At 61.5% G+C, this 14,893-nt stretch carries 18 protein-coding genes; 13 read left to right on the top strand and 5 right to left on the bottom strand.

The window, feature by feature from the left end:
• Positions 1–171: 171 nt before the first annotated feature.
• Positions 172–1,176, top strand: a complete 1,005-nt coding sequence (locus tag LOY67_RS10180; protein ID WP_265067036.1) for a LacI family DNA-binding transcriptional regulator — start codon at positions 172–174, stop codon at positions 1,174–1,176.
• Between the two features lie 188 nt (positions 1,177–1,364).
• On the opposite strand, the gene LOY67_RS10175 is transcribed toward LOY67_RS10180, so the two are convergent.
• Positions 1,365–2,456, bottom strand: a complete 1,092-nt coding sequence (locus LOY67_RS10175; protein WP_265067035.1) for an SMP-30/gluconolactonase/LRE family protein — start codon at positions 2,454–2,456, stop codon at positions 1,365–1,367.
• Between the two features lie 278 nt (positions 2,457–2,734).
• Here LOY67_RS10175 and LOY67_RS10170 point away from each other — a divergent pair, with 278 nt between their 5' ends.
• Positions 2,735–3,706 (top strand): EamA family transporter, encoded by a 972-nt coding sequence (locus LOY67_RS10170; RefSeq protein WP_265067034.1) that lies wholly within the window; start codon positions 2,735–2,737, stop codon positions 3,704–3,706.
• 161 nt (positions 3,707–3,867) lie between these two features.
• Positions 3,868–4,728, top strand: coding sequence for a CAP domain-containing protein (locus LOY67_RS10165; protein ID WP_265067033.1), 861 nt, complete (start codon positions 3,868–3,870; stop codon positions 4,726–4,728).
• A gap of 235 nt (positions 4,729–4,963) precedes the next feature.
• Here the strand turns inward: LOY67_RS10165 and LOY67_RS10160 are convergent, their stop codons facing one another.
• Entirely contained in the window at positions 4,964–5,296 is a 333-nt protein-coding gene (locus tag LOY67_RS10160; protein WP_265067032.1) for a DUF6124 family protein, read from the bottom strand.
• Between the two features lie 548 nt (positions 5,297–5,844).
• Between LOY67_RS10160 and LOY67_RS10155 the strand changes: the two genes are divergently transcribed.
• Together LOY67_RS10155 and LOY67_RS10150 are read left to right on the top strand one after the other, a co-directional pair.
• The gene (locus tag LOY67_RS10155) at positions 5,845–7,065 is read left to right on the top strand and encodes an S-type pyocin domain-containing protein (protein ID WP_265067031.1); all 1,221 of its coding nucleotides are present in this window, start codon (positions 5,845–5,847) and stop codon (positions 7,063–7,065) included.
• Between the two features lie 7 nt (positions 7,066–7,072).
• Positions 7,073–7,327: a cloacin immunity family protein gene (locus LOY67_RS10150; RefSeq protein ID WP_265067030.1), complete on the top strand. Its 255-nt coding sequence runs from the start codon at positions 7,073–7,075 to the stop codon at positions 7,325–7,327.
• 62 nt (positions 7,328–7,389) lie between these two features.
• Here the strand turns inward: LOY67_RS10150 and LOY67_RS10145 are convergent, their stop codons facing one another.
• Both LOY67_RS10145 and ggt read right to left on the bottom strand, forming a co-directional pair.
• Entirely contained in the window at positions 7,390–7,923 is a 534-nt protein-coding gene (locus LOY67_RS10145; RefSeq protein ID WP_265067029.1) for a cysteine hydrolase family protein, read from the bottom strand.
• Positions 7,924–7,949: 26 nt separating this feature from the next.
• Positions 7,950–9,677 (bottom strand): gamma-glutamyltransferase, encoded by a 1,728-nt coding sequence (ggt, locus tag LOY67_RS10140; RefSeq protein ID WP_265067028.1) that lies wholly within the window; start codon positions 9,675–9,677, stop codon positions 7,950–7,952.
• 131 nt (positions 9,678–9,808) lie between these two features.
• Here ggt and LOY67_RS10135 point away from each other — a divergent pair, with 131 nt between their 5' ends.
• Positions 9,809–10,243: a GNAT family N-acetyltransferase gene (locus LOY67_RS10135; protein ID WP_265067027.1), complete on the top strand. Its 435-nt coding sequence runs from the start codon at positions 9,809–9,811 to the stop codon at positions 10,241–10,243.
• A 195-nt stretch (positions 10,244–10,438) separates the two neighbouring features.
• Here LOY67_RS10135 and LOY67_RS10130 read toward each other — a convergent pair whose 3' ends face one another.
• Positions 10,439–10,789, bottom strand: coding sequence for a hypothetical protein (locus LOY67_RS10130; RefSeq protein WP_265067026.1), 351 nt, complete (start codon positions 10,787–10,789; stop codon positions 10,439–10,441).
• A gap of 136 nt (positions 10,790–10,925) precedes the next feature.
• Between LOY67_RS10130 and LOY67_RS10125 the strand changes: the two genes are divergently transcribed.
• The 7 genes from LOY67_RS10125 to LOY67_RS10095 all read left to right on the top strand — a co-directional run bounded on the left by LOY67_RS10125 (position 10,926) and on the right by LOY67_RS10095 (position 14,856).
• A complete protein-coding gene (locus LOY67_RS10125) occupies positions 10,926–11,255 on the top strand; it encodes a DUF6388 family protein (RefSeq protein WP_265067025.1) in 330 nt (109 codons plus the stop codon).
• Between the two features lie 136 nt (positions 11,256–11,391).
• Positions 11,392–11,784 (top strand): sulfurtransferase complex subunit TusD, encoded by a 393-nt coding sequence (tusD, locus tag LOY67_RS10120; RefSeq protein WP_265067024.1) that lies wholly within the window; start codon positions 11,392–11,394, stop codon positions 11,782–11,784.
• The gene (gene tusC / locus LOY67_RS10115; protein ID WP_265067023.1) at positions 11,784–12,146 is read left to right on the top strand and encodes a sulfurtransferase complex subunit TusC; all 363 of its coding nucleotides are present in this window, start codon (positions 11,784–11,786) and stop codon (positions 12,144–12,146) included. The genes tusD and tusC overlap by 1 nt, the downstream gene beginning before the upstream one ends.
• Positions 12,146–12,439, top strand: coding sequence for a sulfurtransferase complex subunit TusB (gene tusB, locus LOY67_RS10110; RefSeq protein ID WP_265067022.1), 294 nt, complete (start codon positions 12,146–12,148; stop codon positions 12,437–12,439). Before tusC ends, tusB begins: the two co-directional genes overlap by 1 nt.
• Complete coding sequence (locus LOY67_RS10105) at positions 12,436–12,771, top strand: TusE/DsrC/DsvC family sulfur relay protein (protein ID WP_265067021.1); 336 nt, start codon at positions 12,436–12,438, stop codon at positions 12,769–12,771. Before tusB ends, LOY67_RS10105 begins: the two co-directional genes overlap by 4 nt.
• Complete coding sequence (locus LOY67_RS10100; RefSeq protein WP_265067020.1) at positions 12,768–13,769, top strand: glycosyl transferase family protein; 1,002 nt, start codon at positions 12,768–12,770, stop codon at positions 13,767–13,769. Before LOY67_RS10105 ends, LOY67_RS10100 begins: the two co-directional genes overlap by 4 nt.
• An 88-nt stretch (positions 13,770–13,857) precedes the next feature.
• Positions 13,858–14,856: a glutathione S-transferase family protein gene (locus LOY67_RS10095; RefSeq protein ID WP_265067019.1), complete on the top strand. Its 999-nt coding sequence runs from the start codon at positions 13,858–13,860 to the stop codon at positions 14,854–14,856.
• Positions 14,857–14,893 lie beyond the last annotated feature (37 nt).

The raw sequence follows: 14,893 nt of genomic DNA, 5'->3' as shown, positions 1-14,893 counted from the left end.
CTCAGGCCAGGACTGATGACAATGTAACCGGTTACATGAAAGCGGAATCTAGGCGCAGTTTCGCGGCATGTCAAACCCCACCCTCTTCATGCAGAAGCGTTTGTGAGGTGTCCAACCTGCGGTAAGCTCCCCCTCGTGCCGCTATTTTCCGGCGCTCGATCGAGGTGGTTTTTGTCCAATATCCGTGAAGTGGCCCGGCTGGCCGGCGTGTCGGTGGCTACGGTTTCCAGAACGCTGAAATCCCCGGAACGGGTACTGCCCGAGACGCGGGACAGGGTCAACGCGGCAGTGGAACAGGCCGGCTATCGTCCGAACCTGATGGCCGTGCAGTTTCGCTCCCGTCGCACCGGCAACCTGGTGATCCTGGTGCCGGCCATCGCCAACACGTTCTTCGCCCGGGTCATCAGCGGTGCCCAGCAGGCCGCCCAGGCCGCGGGTTATCGACTGTTGTTGTGCGACACCCAGGGCCGGGAAGAGGTCGAGCGGGAATTCGCCGCGCTGGTCTATGCACATCAGGCCGATGGCGTGATCCAGTTGCGCGCCAGTAATCCTTTCGCATCGCTCCCACCGGGTGCCGAAGCCCTGCCGCTGGTCAACGCCTGCGAAGTGGTCAAGGGTGCCGACTATCCCACCATCAGCCTCGACAACCGCGCCGCCGCCCAAGCCATGACCGAGCACCTGATCGGCCTCGGCCACCGTCGCATCGGCATCATCAAGGGCCCCCGCAGCAGCCCGTTGACCCTGGACCGCGTGGCCGGTTACGAGGACGCCTTGCGCCAGGCCGGCCTGGCCGTTGACCCGAGCCTGATCTGCCACGGCGACTTCACCTTGAGCGCCGGGTACGACGGCGCCGGTACGATGCTGGCGCTGGCCGAGCGTCCCAGCGCGCTGTTCTGTGAAAACGACGAGATGGCCATCGGCGCCCTCAAGCGCATCAAGGCGTCAGGGTTGCGAGTGCCTGAGGATATTTCCCTGGTGGGCTTCGATGACATCCCGTTCGCGGCGTATTGCGATCCGCCGCTGACCACCATTTCGCAACCTGCCGAGACTTTTGGCCGCAGGGCTGTCGAGATGCTGATCGCGCTGATCGAGAAGAAGCCCATTGCCGAACGGCGGGTGGTGTTGCCGTTTGAGTTGACGGTGCGGGGCAGTACGGCAACGCACTCAAGCGAGTAGTAGCAAGACCCTGTGGCGAGGGGATTTAGCGAAACGTCGCACCGCCCCGCTGGGTCGCGGAGCGGCCCCAATGTGGTCTATCTGGCACACCGAGGTGTCCTGTTTTAGGGCCGCTTCGCAGCCCAGCGGGGATAAATCCCCTCGCCACAGATAAATCCCCTCGCCACAAATGGATCGCGATATCTCAATCAGGCAAACGTCGCCCCCCGGGTATTCACGAACAGCGAATACAACGAATGGCTGCTGGCCATGAACAAGCGATTACCCTCCCGTCCGCCGAAGCAGATATTAGGGCAGCGTTCCGGCAGGGAAATGTGCCCGATGGCTTTGCCTTCCGGGTTGAACACCCGTACGCCGTCGAGCTTTTCCAGGTCTGCCTTGGGGTCACCGTTGCCACCCCAGCCGCACCAGAGGTTGCCGCTTTCGTCGCACTTGATGCCATCGAGGGCGGCGTAGTCCAGGCCTTCGATGTGCTTGCGCCGCTCGCCCAGCGTACCGTCGTCCTTGACCGTGATTGCCCAGATCAGACGGTTGGGCTTGGCTCTGCCCTCCACCACATAGAGAATCTTCTCGTCCGGAGAGAAACACAGGCCGTTCGGCCCCGCCAGGTCGTCGATCACCCGGGTCACCTTGGCGGTTTCGCCGTCGATCCGGTACACCGCGTGGGGCTGGGAAGGCGTGACCTTGTGTCCTTCGTAATTGTTGCCGGTCTGGAACGGTGGGTCGGTGAACCAGACCGAACCGTCGCGCTTGCACACGATGTCGTTGGGCGAGTTGAAAGGTTTGCCTTCGAAACTGTCCGCCAGCACGGTGACGGTGCCGTTGTGCTCGGTACGGGTGATGCGCCGGCCCTCGCTCGAAGTGGTGGAGCCTTCGCACACCAGCAACCGCCCTTGGCGATCACGGCACATGCCATTGGAGAAATTGGAGTTCTCGCGGTACACCGACAGGCCGCCGGTGATTTCATCCCAACGCACGATGCGGTTGTTGGGAATGTCGCTGACCAGCAGGTAGCGGCCGTCGCCGACCCAAACCGGCCCTTCGGCCCAACGCAGGCCCGTGGCGAGTTTTTCCACGCTGGCGTTGAAGATGCGCAGGTCCATGAAGCTGGGGTCGAGGATGTTGATCAATGGATCCGGGTAACGCTGGCTCAACGGCTCGGCCTGGGCAAGCCCGGGCAGGTTCCCGAGGGTGGCGGCAGCCGCCGAGACCACCAGGGATTTTTTCAGGAATACCCGGCGGCCTTGGTCGGCGGGGTTGATGAGTTGCGAGGTCTCCATCGTGCGTCTCTCCGTTAATTATTATTGGACGGGACGACAGTTTTACTACGTGATAAGACATCGTACAAGATTGCTCTTCTATACCTACTGAAGAAGGACAATCATATGACCGCTCAAGGCTGGGTATTTCTATGTTATGGAGGAAGCTTTGACCTCTTCGCTACTTGTTCCACCGGATCAGATAAGGTAAAAATTCAGACACGTTGTACGACAACAATAACTAAAATCACCGATTCGAGGCCCCTCGCTTCGGCGTTGTTCCTTTGAGAAATCCTGCCATGACCCGCCCCACCGCCGCATCGGACACCCCCGCTCCGTTTCCACGCCACCTCGCCGTGCTCGTGCTGCTGTGCATGGGCTGCGCCTTCGCCGGCAACCATGTCGCGGCGCGGGTGGCGTTCGACGATGGCGCCGGTGTGCTGCTGGCGATCCTGATGCGTTCGGGTGGAACCCTGCTGGTGCTGGCCTTGATGGTGCTATGGCAGCGCCAGGGCCTGCGCCTTCCACCAGGCGCCTGGCGCTGGCAGTTGCTGCTCGGGCTGTTGATCGGCACCCAGAGTCTTTGTCTTTATTCCGCCGTGGCGAGGGTACCGGTGGCTCTGGCACTGCTGGTGGGGAATGTGTTCCCGATTCTGCTCGCGCTGTTGACCTGGGCACTGGGCGGACCACGTCCCACCGCGCGCACCGCCGCGCTGATGGGGATGATTCTGCTGGGCCTGGTGTTCGTACTGGAAGTGCCGGCGCGGTTATCGTCCGGACAGAACGTCGGCTCGCAATGGCTGGTGGGCGTCGGCCTGGCCTTCTGCGCGGCTTGTGCATTCGCCTGCGCGCTGTGGATCACCGATCACAAGCTGTCCCAAGTGCGCGGCTCGGTGCGCAGCCTGCTGACGATCTTCATTGTGTTCAGCAGCGTCAATCTCGCCGGCCTGAGCGGCGCCCTCCCCGGCGGCTTCAGCCTGCCGGCCACCAGCACCGGCTGGTTCGCCCTGGCAACCCTGGTGGCGCTCTACGGCACCGGGTTCATCGTGCTGTTCATCTCCGTGCCGCGCCTGGACATGCCGCGCAATGCCCCGGTGATGAACGTCGAACCGTTGGCCACGCTGCTGATCGGCTGGCTGGTGCTGGACCAGATGCTCAGCCCCGGTCAGATACTCGGTGGCACTATCGTGGTGGCTGGGATCGTACTGTTGACGTATCACAAGGTTGAACGGGTCGAGGCGCCTGTGGCCGGAGCGGCTGGGCACAATTGAACTCGCCACAGGGGTGTTGTTTGTAGCTTCTGCTGAAACTTGTTTTCAAACCCACAGTCCTACCCCAGCCGTGAAAACCTCGCCGTCCTGTGCGAAGCGCTTTGCGGTTGATCGGCGCCAAACCTGGCGCCAAGGCAACTCCCCTCCCGAGCCGTTCGTCCATGCGCCACTCTGTTCGCTCCAGCCGTTTCGTTTCGCTCTGCCTGCTCCCCTTGCTTCCCCTGTTCACCAACCCTGCCCACGCTCGAGGCGAAGGGCAACTGCTGGACGCCATCAACGACTACCGCAGCCAGTCCCGCCGCTGTGAATGGCGCACGGTGCGGGCTTCCCCGCCCTTGGCGCTGCGCTCGCGCCTGGCCTTGCCGATCGGCTTTCGTGACGGTTTGCGGGAAACCTTGAAGGACGCCGGTTATCAAGCCCGGGCCGTGCGCAGCATCCGCCTGACGGATGCACGAGATGCCGAAGAGGCTTTCGACAGGTTGGCGGACGAGCACTGCGCCGCCCTGCTGGACAACCAGTACGCCGACATCGGCATCAACCGGGTCGGTGATGAGTGGCGGGTGGTCCTGGCACAGCCCATGGGCGGTGCACCGGTCAGCGACGCCTCATCCGCAAATAAGGCGTTGCTCGCCCAAGTCAACGCGGCAAGAGCCAAGTCGCGCCTGTGCGGCCGCCAACGCTTTGCCGCCGCCCGGCCACTGAGCTGGAACGCCGCACTCGGATCAGCCGCCCAGGGACACAGCCAGGCAATGGCCCGCGGCAACTACTTCGCCCATCGCGACCCGGACGGCCGCTCGGTCGCTGATCGAGCCAAAGGTGCCGGCTTTCGTGGCCGCAAGATCGGCGAAAACATCGCCGCCGGCCAAGGCTCACCGAACCAGGCCATGCAAGACTGGCTCGCCAGCCCGGGGCACTGCGCCAACCTGATGAACCCGATGTTCACCCAAGTGGGCGCCGCGTATGCCACTGATTCGCGCAGCGACGCGGGGGTGTATTGGACGATGGTGTTTGGCGCGCCTTGAGCTGAAGACCCGAAGTCTCTTATGGCGAGGGGATTAGCGAAATATGGCACCGCCCGCCGGGTTGCGCCTGTAGGAGCTGTCGAGCAAAGCGAGGCTGCGATCTTTCCCCTGACACTTGAGTCTCAAGCGAAAGATCAAAAGATCAAAAGATCAAAAGATCAAAAGATCGTCCGAACGCGCCCGAGCCTTCGCCAGCTCCTACAAGCGCAGCTTCGCCACCCAGCGGGAGGGAACGTTAACGCGGGTCGACGTTATCCAGCGCCCGGTTCGCCAGCAATGTGCCCAGTTCAATCAGTTGCTGGATACCCAAGGCGACGTGCCGTCGGGAGCCGTCCAATTCGAATGCCAGGTCACTGGTCATGGCATTGGCCGAGGCCAATGTTTCGCTGAGATTGGCAAGCAGGACTTCAGTGTCGATGCCGTTAACGACAGTAAAGAGTTGATCGGATGTCGAATCGGCCTCGGTCGGTTTAGGTTTCAGGTAGTAGTCAAGGGCACGATCGGCAGCCTTGTCGTACGAGGCGGCTGAGGAGTCGGCTTCTGGCGGATTGGGAGTTACTTTGAACATAGATGAAGCTCCGATACATTTGAAAAGGAGCCATCACTCTCACGCTACCAAACGAAGGGCGGTGGCCATACGAAGGTTGGTAGACCGGGTATCGGAACCGGCGCCTCCGAAGAAGCCCTGCGCATGGCCACCAAAAAGCGAAGCGCATGATTGCACTTGCAGGAGGTGACGCTGTGCACCGAAAACCCGGGCTACCAAACCCGATCACTGATTCGTCAGTGATCGGCAAACGATAGAGGCCGCCTCCCAAGCGCACAAGCCGGCGGATTCTGGCGTAGTTGTAGGCGGTGGCGCAAGACGATGTAGCTCGATCCAGCAGAGCCCAACAGCACAATAAACACACTGATCGTCGCACTCGGGTGCAGTAAACGAATGCAATCACATCAATCAAAAAGTGCGTTCTGAAAGACGTTGGTCACACATCCATTTATTTTTCCTACAAAGCCTGAGGAAGACGTAACAACTAATACAAAAAAGTCCCTACAGCTCCAGCCTCGGTCCCTAGGTTAGTGTCTCTCCCGCATTGATTGGACGAGATCTGCCCCTCCGTGACACGTCAAAAAGACATCCCCCAAGTCAAGAACCCGCCCGGCGGTGATGGGCACTACGTCACCTATCGGGACATGACGCCCAGCGAATTGGCCGAGCGTGAAGCCGGACAATTGAAGTACGAAGCCATGCTTGACCGGCAGGCCGCCTATGAAAAGGAACGCTGGACCAAGGTCGATAAAACGCTACTGCCCATAAACGGCAGCGTATTCGCCAAGAGCGGCAAATTACCCGACGGTGTCATTGATTACAGCAACCCCAACGGCTATGTGCCGGCTGACTTGGTCAGGCAGTACGGCGACCTGGTCTGGCTCGGCGGCAGACGGGCTGACGCATCGGGGACTGTGCCCCTCAAGCAGATTGGCGCCGGCGCGATAACCGCGTCATTGGGCAGGCTTGCTCTCGGCGGCACCGCACTTGAGGCAACCGGGGCAGCAGTCAGTGGCACCGTCGTCACGGGTCTGTTAACCGGCATGGTTGCCTTGCTCTGGCCTTCCAGCCTGGGCGATAGCGCCCTTTACTCCGAAGAACAGTTACACAACCTGAAGCAGGCCCGCAGCCGCATGCGTCTGCAAATCGAGCAGCAGGCCGATGGCAGCCTCAAGGGCTATGGTTTCTATACCGGCCAGAACCGCGATTGGGAAATGGTCGACGTCGTTCACCTGGTTCCTCGCGCCGAGCACTACGTCGCTGACTTGGGCGACGGCATCGAGCTGATCTGGACGCCAGCCGTCGATCCGTCCGACACCTTGGGCATCCCTGCCCTGGAAGCGGCACCGCAGGCCCCTCCTATCTGGATTTATCCGCCGACGCCGATGGCCGACAGCATCATCGTCGATCCGATCTATCCGCCGGAGTACAGAGATTTCATTCTGGTGTTTCCGGCAGACTCGGGGGTTCGCCCTGTTTATGTAGTCGTCTCTGTAAGACGAGCAGGTAACGCTGACCACGATTACTATTCGGCCCCAGAAACCGAAGAAATCACGGGTTTCCCCAATCTCAAGACGGCAAAAAAGAAAACACCAAAACAAGCAGGAGCCGGGTTAAGAGAGAGATGGACTGATCTTAAAGGCAGGACAATCTACGAGTGGGACTCCAGACATGGGGAACTGGAAGCTTATCGAGCAAGCGACGGAAGTCATTTAGGGGCTTTTAATCACGAAACGGGACATCAGGTGGGCCCGGCCAAAAAAAATCGCAACATCAAAAAGTACTTGTGAGGACCCAATGGGTTTAAAACTGAGACTGGACTGGTACAACAAGAAAACCGAAACGGGCGAAGGCAAAGAGTATTCGATAGACCTGGCTGATGACTTGTCGATAATTACCGCATTGGGTTTGGAAAACGAGCCAGAGATCTACGATGGCGGTTTTGACTTATCCGAAGAGTGGATATCGATCCTGCAATCCTTTTTCGGCCATAGGATCGACATAGCAAAATATGACTATCAGATCGCGTTTCGATACCGAGCCATTTGGTAGTACGTCCAGCCCGCCTGATGGGATGGCGGGCCAGCCAATTCCACTATCGACATGAGACCGGGTCAGAGACGCACGTCCTGCGCCGGCACCACATCAATCCGCGACACCGCGCTGCTCAGGCGCCCCAGCCGCTCATTGTGGTTGGCGATGATCTGCTCCGCCGCCAGGCTGCCGTTGTCCACGGTGGTGTGGGCATCGGCCGCCAGGACCACTTCATAACCCAGGGTGTGGGCCTGGCGTACCGTGGCGTTGACGCAATAGTCGGTCTGCATGCCGCAGATCACCAGGCGGTCGATGCTGCGGGCCTGCAGCAACGACAACAGGTCGGTCTGGTAGAACGCGTCCGGCGTGGTCTTGCGCACCCGCAGGTCGTCCGCGGCGGTCAACAGCCCGTCCGCCAGTTGCCAGGCGGAGGAGCCGTACAACAGCGAACCTTGCAGTTCTTCGTGCTGGATCAGGATCACCGGCAAGCCGACGGCCCTGGCCCTGGCACTGAGGTCGTTGATGGTCCGGATGACGCGCTGGCTCTCGAAGCATTCTTCTTCACCGCTGCACAGGGCGCTCTGGACATCGATGATCAGTAAAGCGGTGCTCATGGTTTTCCTCTTCAAAACAGTGACCGTTAATAACCCAACGATAATCCCGTGTTGCGACGTGGATCGTTGGCCCCATAGAAACGATTCTTGCCCACCGGCTTCCCGCCCAGCGACGGGGCGCCCACCAGAATCGCGGCGATGTGGTTCGGGTCCTGGGGACCTGCGAACTTATGCCCCCAGCTTTCCAGGATCTTTTGCGTGTCGGGGCTGGCGGCGAAGGTTTCCAGGTTGGTCTGCTCGGGCATCCACTGCTGGTGGAAGCGCGGCGCATCGACAGCTTCCTGCAGGTTCATGCCGTAGTCGATCACATTGAGGATCGTCAGCAATGTCGCGGTAATGATTCGGCTGCCACCCGGCGTCCCTACCACCATGACGGTCTTGCCGTCCTTGGTGACGATGGTCGGGCTCATCGACGACAACGGTGCCTTGCCCGGCGCGATGGCGTTGGCCTCGCCCTGCATCAGGCCGTACATATTGGGAACGCCGATCTTGGCGGTGAAGTCATCCATTTCGTCGTTGAGAATCACCCCGGTCTTGCTCGCCATGACGCCCGCGCCGAACCAGTCGTTGAGGGTGTAGGTGACGGAAACCGCGTTGCCCCACTTGTCGACGATGGAATAGTGGGTGGTGTTGCTGCCCTCGTGGGGGGCTACGCCAGGCTTGATCGCGTGGGAGTCACCGGCCTTTTGCGGTTCAATGGCGGCCCGCAGTTTGGCGGCGTAGCTTTTGTCCAGCAGATGGTCGATGGGGTTCTGCACGAAGTCCGGGTCGCCCAGGTAGCTGTTGCGATCCACATAGGCATGCCGCATGGCTTCGATCTGGTAATGCATGCCCTGGGCCGAATGGAAGCCCAGTTCCTTCATCGGATAGCCGTCGAGGATGTTCATGATCTGACACAGCACCACGCCGCCGGAACTGGGCGGCGGCGCCGAGACGATATGGTAGCCGCGATAATCGCACTCCACCGGCGCCAGCTCGCGGGTCTTGTACTTGTCCAGGTCGGCCTGGGTGATGATGCCTTTGTTGGCCTGGCTGGAGGTGACGAGGGCATCGGCGACCCAGCCCTTGTAGAAACCGTCGGCACCCTTGGCGGAGATTTCCCGCAGGGTCCTGGCGAGGTCTTTCTGCACCAGTTTCTGGCCGACCTGCATCGGCTCGCCGTTGTGCAGGAAGATCGAGCCCGAGTCACGCATGTCCTTCTTGAACAGCTCGGTGGCGGTGTCCAGCAGGTCCACGTCGCCCTGCTCCAGGGCGAAACCTTCCTCGGCGAAGCGGATGGCCGGGGCGATCAGCTCGGCCCGGGGCTTGCTGCCGTACTTCTTCAGCGCCAGCTCCATGCCGGACACCGTGCCGGGCACACCCACCGCCAGGTGCCCGCGGGTGCTGAGGTCGGGGACGACGTTGCCGTCCTTGTCCAGATACATGTCCGCCGTAGCAGCCAACGGGGCCTTCTCGCGGAAATCCAGGAAGGTCTTGCGTCCATCGGCCAGTTGAAGGGTCATGAAACCACCGCCGCCCAGGTTCCCCGCCGCCGGGTAGACCACCGCCAGGGCGTACCCCACCGCCACCGCTGCGTCCACGGCATTGCCGCCGTTCTTGAGGACATCGACGCCCACATGGGTCGCCAGGTGCTGGGCGGTGACCACCATGCCGTTCTCGGCGGCGACCGGGGCCTGGGAAGCAGCCTGCACATAGAAGCAACTGAGGGCCAGGGATGTCGCAACCAGGGTCCGGGTCAAGGATTCGAACTTCATGAGTCGCTCTCTTCTTGTTTTGGAAATCCCAGGAAGTATGGCCCGATTTGCGAAATGCGCCCGTTCGCTGCCGGACGGTCTTTTGGGGTAGGCTCATGCCGTTCATCTTCCCCGCCATAAGGACATTGCTGATGACGCTGCGAATCGAACGTACATTCACCCCCACCGCTGAAGACCGTGAGGCCATCCTCGCCCCGCTACGCAGTTACAACGTTTCCCAGGCGGGTGACGGAGCGTCCAAGCTGGTGGCATGGTTGGTGCGGGATGAGTACAGCACCGAAATAGTGGGAGGACTTTACGGCAGGTTGTTTTACCGCTGGCTGTACATCGAATTGCTGTCAGTGCCGGAACAGGCCCGTGGCCAAGGCATGGGCAGCGAACTGATGCGGGCGGCCGAAACCCTGGCGCGAGAGGAGGATTGCATCGGCATCTGGCTGGACACCTTCGACTTCCAGGCACCAGAGTTCTACAGAAGACTCGGTTTCACCGAGTGCGGCCAGATCGACGACTATCCGCCGGGCCATAAGCGTTTCTTCTTCCAGAAGCGCCTGACTGAGTCCGCTTGAAATACAAAACCTGTGGGAGCGAGCCTGCTCGCGAAGCGGTTTACCCTTCAACCTTATCGTCGACTGACCCACCGCCATCGCGAGCAGGCTCGCTCCCACCAGGCTCGCTCCCACATTGATTCCGGGCCGGCCGCAAGATTTCTATTCAGCGCAAATCCCCTGTGGGAGCGAGCCTGCTCGCGATGCTTTACCGGCCTACAGGCAAGTCGCCAACGCTGCCAACCGGCGCTTGGCCATGAAGTCGTCGTGCTTGGCGTAATAGTTCAGCGTCGTGCCGGTGGCGCCGGTTTCCAGGTCGACAAAGGATTCGGCGGAGCGGGTGTACACCGTCGAGCCACCTTTCTTGCCCGGTTGCAGGTAAGCCCCGGCATCGACGCCGAACACTGCCTCATCCTGCCAGGAAAACTGCACGCACTGGGCCACGATCTGTTCCGGCTTGTCCGAGGCCAGGGTCTTGTAAGGCGCCTGGGTCCGGGCCTCGTTCATCGCCGAACCGGCGCAGCCGGCCAGCAAGGTAGCGGCCAGGGCCACCGTCAGCATTCGCATTGCGTTCACTCATCGAGAAAAAAACGGACTGTAGCACCGCGCCCCCGGCCTTCGTATGGCTTTGCTGAAATTTATACGCGACACCGGACGACGATTCGCGCAACCTTGAGCCTTTCGTCATCACCAGGGAGTCACCATGGCGGCAACCGAACAGCAACATGAGCGGGCGTTGGAAAAATTTCTCGATGAGCGCCCCGAATTGCGCGCCGAGCTGGACCACCTCAACCCGCTGCTGGCCCAGGCCAAGGGCGAGACGGCGGAACAATACCGCGCCGAGCGCTTGCATGAAGCCTTCGAAGCCGAGGCCGAGCGCCTGGGCCTGTTTGCCTGGGAATTGACCTTGCAACTGACCGCCGCCTCGCCGCAGGACTACCACGCCCAGCGGATGGACGTGCACAGGGAAGTGGCAGAGATGGCGGGGATGGATTGGGCGGAATATTGCGAGTTGCACGGGCTCGAGCAGTAGATGAACTGATTGAACAACACCTGTGGCGAGGGGATTTATCCCCGCGCCACAATGATGCCCTCCAACCCAGTCGTGCCAATCGCCCCCCCGCCCATAAAGCTTTATCATGGCCGCAGTTTTATTGTTCGGATCTGCCATGAAGCTCGCCATCGCGCTGTTTTCCGCCGCCCATGCGCCGTCCTCGCGCCGCGCCTTGCTGTTTGCCCAGGCCGCGCTGGCCGGTGGGCATGAAATCGTGCGGCTGTTTTTCTATCAGGATGGTGTCTACAACGCCGACAGCGGCGTGGTCCCCCCCCAGGACGAACAGGACCTGCCCAAACAGTGGCGCAGCTTTGTCAGCGACCACCAGCTCGACGGCGTGGTCTGCATTGCGGCGGCATTGCGCCGTGGGGTGTTGAACGCAGAGGAAGCCCAGCGCTACCAACGCTCGGCCGTGAGCGTCGAGGCCCCTTGGGCCCTGTCCGGGCTCGGCCAGTTGCACGACGCGATCCAGGATGCCGACCGCCTGATCTGTTTTGGAGGCGCGTAATGGCTAAATCCCTGTTGCTCATCAGCCGCCAGTCCCCGTGGTCCGGCCCCGGCGCCCGGGAGGCGCTGGACATCGTGCTGGCCGGCGGGGCGTTCGACCTGCCCATCGGCCTGCTGTTTCTCGATGACGGCGTGCTCCAACTGCTCGCCGGCCAGAACGCCAAGGCCGTCCAGCAAAAGGACCTGAGCGCGAACTTGCAGGCACTACCCATGTTCGGCGTCGAAGACCTCTTCGTCTGCGCCGACAGTGCCGCCGAACGCGGTATCGACACCGACGCACTGGCGCTGGCTGACCTGAAGCTGCTGACCGCACCGGACATCACCGCTCTCATTGACCGTTACGACCAGGTGATCACCCTCTGATGTCGACCTTGCATGTGTTGTCCCATTCGCCCTTTGGCGATCACCGCCTCGCCAGTTGCCTGCGGGTCCTGGGAAACAAGGATGCGCTGCTGCTGTGTGGCGATGCGATTTACGCGTTGCAACCCGGCAGCGCGCCGTTTGCACAATTGCAGGCCGCCGGCCTGAAACTGTTCGCACTGGCCGAAGACCTCCAGGCCCGTGGCTTGCAAGCACCTGACTGGACCAAGACCATCGACTACCCGGCCTTCGTCGAACTGTCGATCCAGCATGACAAGGTCAACTCCTGGTTATGAACGCGCTGAACGTAGGCGAACGCGCCATCGCGCTGGACAAGGACGGCTACCTGGCCGACCGGGACGACTGGTCCGCCGACGTCGCCACGGCCCTGGCCGCCGCCGAAGACATCGAGTTGAGCCCCGAGCACTGGGAAATCCTCGAACTGTTGCGCGGCTTCTACGACGAGTTCCAGCTCTCCCCCGCCACCCGGCCGCTGATCAAGTACACCGCGCTGAAACTGGGCGCGGACAAGGGCAACAGCCTGCACCTGAACCGATTGTTCAAAGGCACTCCCGCCAAACTCGCCGCCAAGCTGGCGGGCCTGCCCAAACCGACGAATTGCTTATGACCGACGTTCCATCGCTGACCCTCGAGACCCCGGCCGAACATCCATTCGCCCAGTTCGTGCGCATCCTGGGCAAAGGCAAGCGCGGCGCCCGCGACCTGACCCGTGAAGAAGCCCGCGAGGCCATGGGCATGGTGCTCGACGAGCAGGTCGAGGACACCCAGCTCGGCGCCTTCCTGATGCTGCTGCGGCACAAGGAGGAAAGCGCCGAGGAAATGGCCGGTTTCACCGAAGCCCTGCGCGCCCGCCTGGATGCCCCGGCGCTGGCGGTGGACCTCGACTGGCCGACCTACGCCGGCAAGAAACGTCACTTGCCCTGGTACCTGCTGGCGGCCAAGTGCCTCGGGCAGAACGGCGTGCGGATTTTTATGCACGGCGGCGGTGCCCATACGGCAGGTCGGCTTTACACCGAACAGTTGCTGGGCTTTCTGCAAATTCCCCTGTGCCGCGACTGGCAGCAGGTCGGCACAGCGCTGGACAACGGCGGCCTGGCCTTCATGCCGCTGGTGGACTGGGCGCCCCAGATGCAGCGCATGATCGACCTGCGCAACACCCTCGGCCTGCGCTCACCGATCCATTCCCTGGCGCGAATCCTCAACCCGCTGAAGGCCCGCTGCGGGCTGCAAAGCATCTTCCATCCCGGCTACCAGGCGGTGCATCGCGACGCCAGCGGTTTGTTGGGGGACACGACCCTCGTGATCAAGGGCGACGGCGGCGAGATCGAAATCAACCCGGATGCCGACAGCCACCTGTATGGCACCACCGGCGGCACCAGTTGGGACGAAGAATGGCCACGGCTGGCCGCGCAGCGCCACGTCAAACCGGAAAGCCTCGATCCCGAGCATCTGAAAGCCATCTGGCGCGGTGACGTGGAGGACAGCTACCCGCAATTGGCCCTGATCGCCACCATGGCGCTGGCTCTGCGCGGCCTCGGCCTGGCCCGTGAAGAAGCATTCGACAAGGCCCGGCAGTATTGGGCTGCCCGGGATCGTTCGGTTTAACCGATGGTTAATGCCTAATCTTTGCGCTTTTTGTTCGAACCTATCGGAATAGACTCGTCTCCAACGTTTATTGGCCGAGGAAATCGAGATGGGTTTGTTAGTCGAAGGCCGCTGGCAGGATCAGTGGTATGAAAGCAAGGACGGCACCTTCCAGCGCGAACAGGCGCAACGCCGTCACTGGATCACCGCCGACGGCAGCGCCGGCCCCACGGGCGAGAGCGGGTTTGCCGCCGAGGCCGGGCGCTACCATTTGTATGTGTCCCTGGCTTGCCCCTGGGCCCATCGCACGTTGATCTATCGCAAGCTCAAGGGCCTGGAAGACCTGATCGACGTCTCGGTGGTCAGCTACCTGATGCTGGAAAACGGCTGGACCTTCGACAAGGCCCACGGCTCCACCGGCGACAAACTGGACGACCTGCGCTTCCTGCACCAGCGTTACACCGCCGACGCGCCGGACTACACCGGCCGCGTCACCGTGCCGGCACTGTGGGACAAGCGCCAACAACGCATCGTCAACAACGAATCGGCGGAGATCATCCGCATGTTCAACAGCGCCTTCAATGACCTGACCGGCAACCATCTGGACCTGTATCCCGAACACCTGCGCAGCAAGATCGATGCGCTGAACGAGCGGATCTATCCGGCGGTGAACAACGGCGTCTATCGTGCCGGCTTCGCCACGACCCAACAGGCTTACGAAGAAGCGTTCGATCAGTTGTTCGCCGAACTCGACCGGCTGGATGCACTCCTGGGCTTACAGCGCTACCTGGCCGGCGAATACCTGACCGAAGCGGATATCCGCCTGTTCACCACCATGATCCGTTTCGACGCGGTGTACTTCGGCCACTTCAAATGCAACCGGCGGCGCATCGCCGATTACCCGAACCTGTCGAACTGGCTGCGGGAGTTGTATCAATGGCCGGGCATTGCCGAGACGGTGGATTTCACCCACATCCAGCGGCATTACTACGGCAGCCACAAGACCATCAATCCCAACGGGATCGTGCCCAAGGGGCCGGAGCAGGATTTCAGCGGGGCCCATGATCGGGCGCGGTGGGTGGGGAAAGGCATCTGGGGCGGGGACTGAGCCGGGATTTTTAGTGGATCTAAAGGCGTCATCGCGA

This window comes from Pseudomonas sp. B21-056 (genome assembly GCF_026016325.1).
Classification (GTDB): Bacteria; Pseudomonadota; Gammaproteobacteria; order Pseudomonadales; family Pseudomonadaceae; genus Aquipseudomonas.
Note: the sequence above shows the minus strand (reverse complement) of the source record. Positions and strands in the feature narration are given on the sequence as shown.

What these genes read in the sequence shown, in the direction of transcription:
- LOY67_RS10175 (WP_265067035.1), bottom strand. Translation starts at nt 2,456, where the DNA reads ATGGAGACCTCGCAACTCATCAACCCCGCCGACCAAGGCCGCCGGGTA.
- LOY67_RS10170 (WP_265067034.1), top strand. Translation starts at nt 2,735, where the DNA reads ATGACCCGCCCCACCGCCGCATCGGACACCCCCGCTCCGTTTCCACGC.
- LOY67_RS10165 (WP_265067033.1), top strand. Translation starts at nt 3,868, where the DNA reads ATGCGCCACTCTGTTCGCTCCAGCCGTTTCGTTTCGCTCTGCCTGCTC.
- LOY67_RS10160 (WP_265067032.1), bottom strand. Translation starts at nt 5,296, where the DNA reads ATGTTCAAAGTAACTCCCAATCCGCCAGAAGCCGACTCCTCAGCCGCC.
- LOY67_RS10150 (WP_265067030.1), top strand. Translation starts at nt 7,073, where the DNA reads ATGGGTTTAAAACTGAGACTGGACTGGTACAACAAGAAAACCGAAACG.
- LOY67_RS10145 (WP_265067029.1), bottom strand. Translation starts at nt 7,923, where the DNA reads ATGAGCACCGCTTTACTGATCATCGATGTCCAGAGCGCCCTGTGCAGC.
- ggt (WP_265067028.1), bottom strand. Translation starts at nt 9,677, where the DNA reads ATGAAGTTCGAATCCTTGACCCGGACCCTGGTTGCGACATCCCTGGCC.
- LOY67_RS10135 (WP_265067027.1), top strand. Translation starts at nt 9,809, where the DNA reads ATGACGCTGCGAATCGAACGTACATTCACCCCCACCGCTGAAGACCGT.
- LOY67_RS10130 (WP_265067026.1), bottom strand. Translation starts at nt 10,789, where the DNA reads ATGCGAATGCTGACGGTGGCCCTGGCCGCTACCTTGCTGGCCGGCTGC.
- LOY67_RS10125 (WP_265067025.1), top strand. Translation starts at nt 10,926, where the DNA reads ATGGCGGCAACCGAACAGCAACATGAGCGGGCGTTGGAAAAATTTCTC.
- tusD (WP_265067024.1), top strand. Translation starts at nt 11,392, where the DNA reads ATGAAGCTCGCCATCGCGCTGTTTTCCGCCGCCCATGCGCCGTCCTCG.
- tusC (WP_265067023.1), top strand. Translation starts at nt 11,784, where the DNA reads ATGGCTAAATCCCTGTTGCTCATCAGCCGCCAGTCCCCGTGGTCCGGC.
- tusB (WP_265067022.1), top strand. Translation starts at nt 12,146, where the DNA reads ATGTCGACCTTGCATGTGTTGTCCCATTCGCCCTTTGGCGATCACCGC.
- LOY67_RS10105 (WP_265067021.1), top strand. Translation starts at nt 12,436, where the DNA reads ATGAACGCGCTGAACGTAGGCGAACGCGCCATCGCGCTGGACAAGGAC.
- LOY67_RS10100 (WP_265067020.1), top strand. Translation starts at nt 12,768, where the DNA reads ATGACCGACGTTCCATCGCTGACCCTCGAGACCCCGGCCGAACATCCA.
- LOY67_RS10095 (WP_265067019.1), top strand. Translation starts at nt 13,858, where the DNA reads ATGGGTTTGTTAGTCGAAGGCCGCTGGCAGGATCAGTGGTATGAAAGC.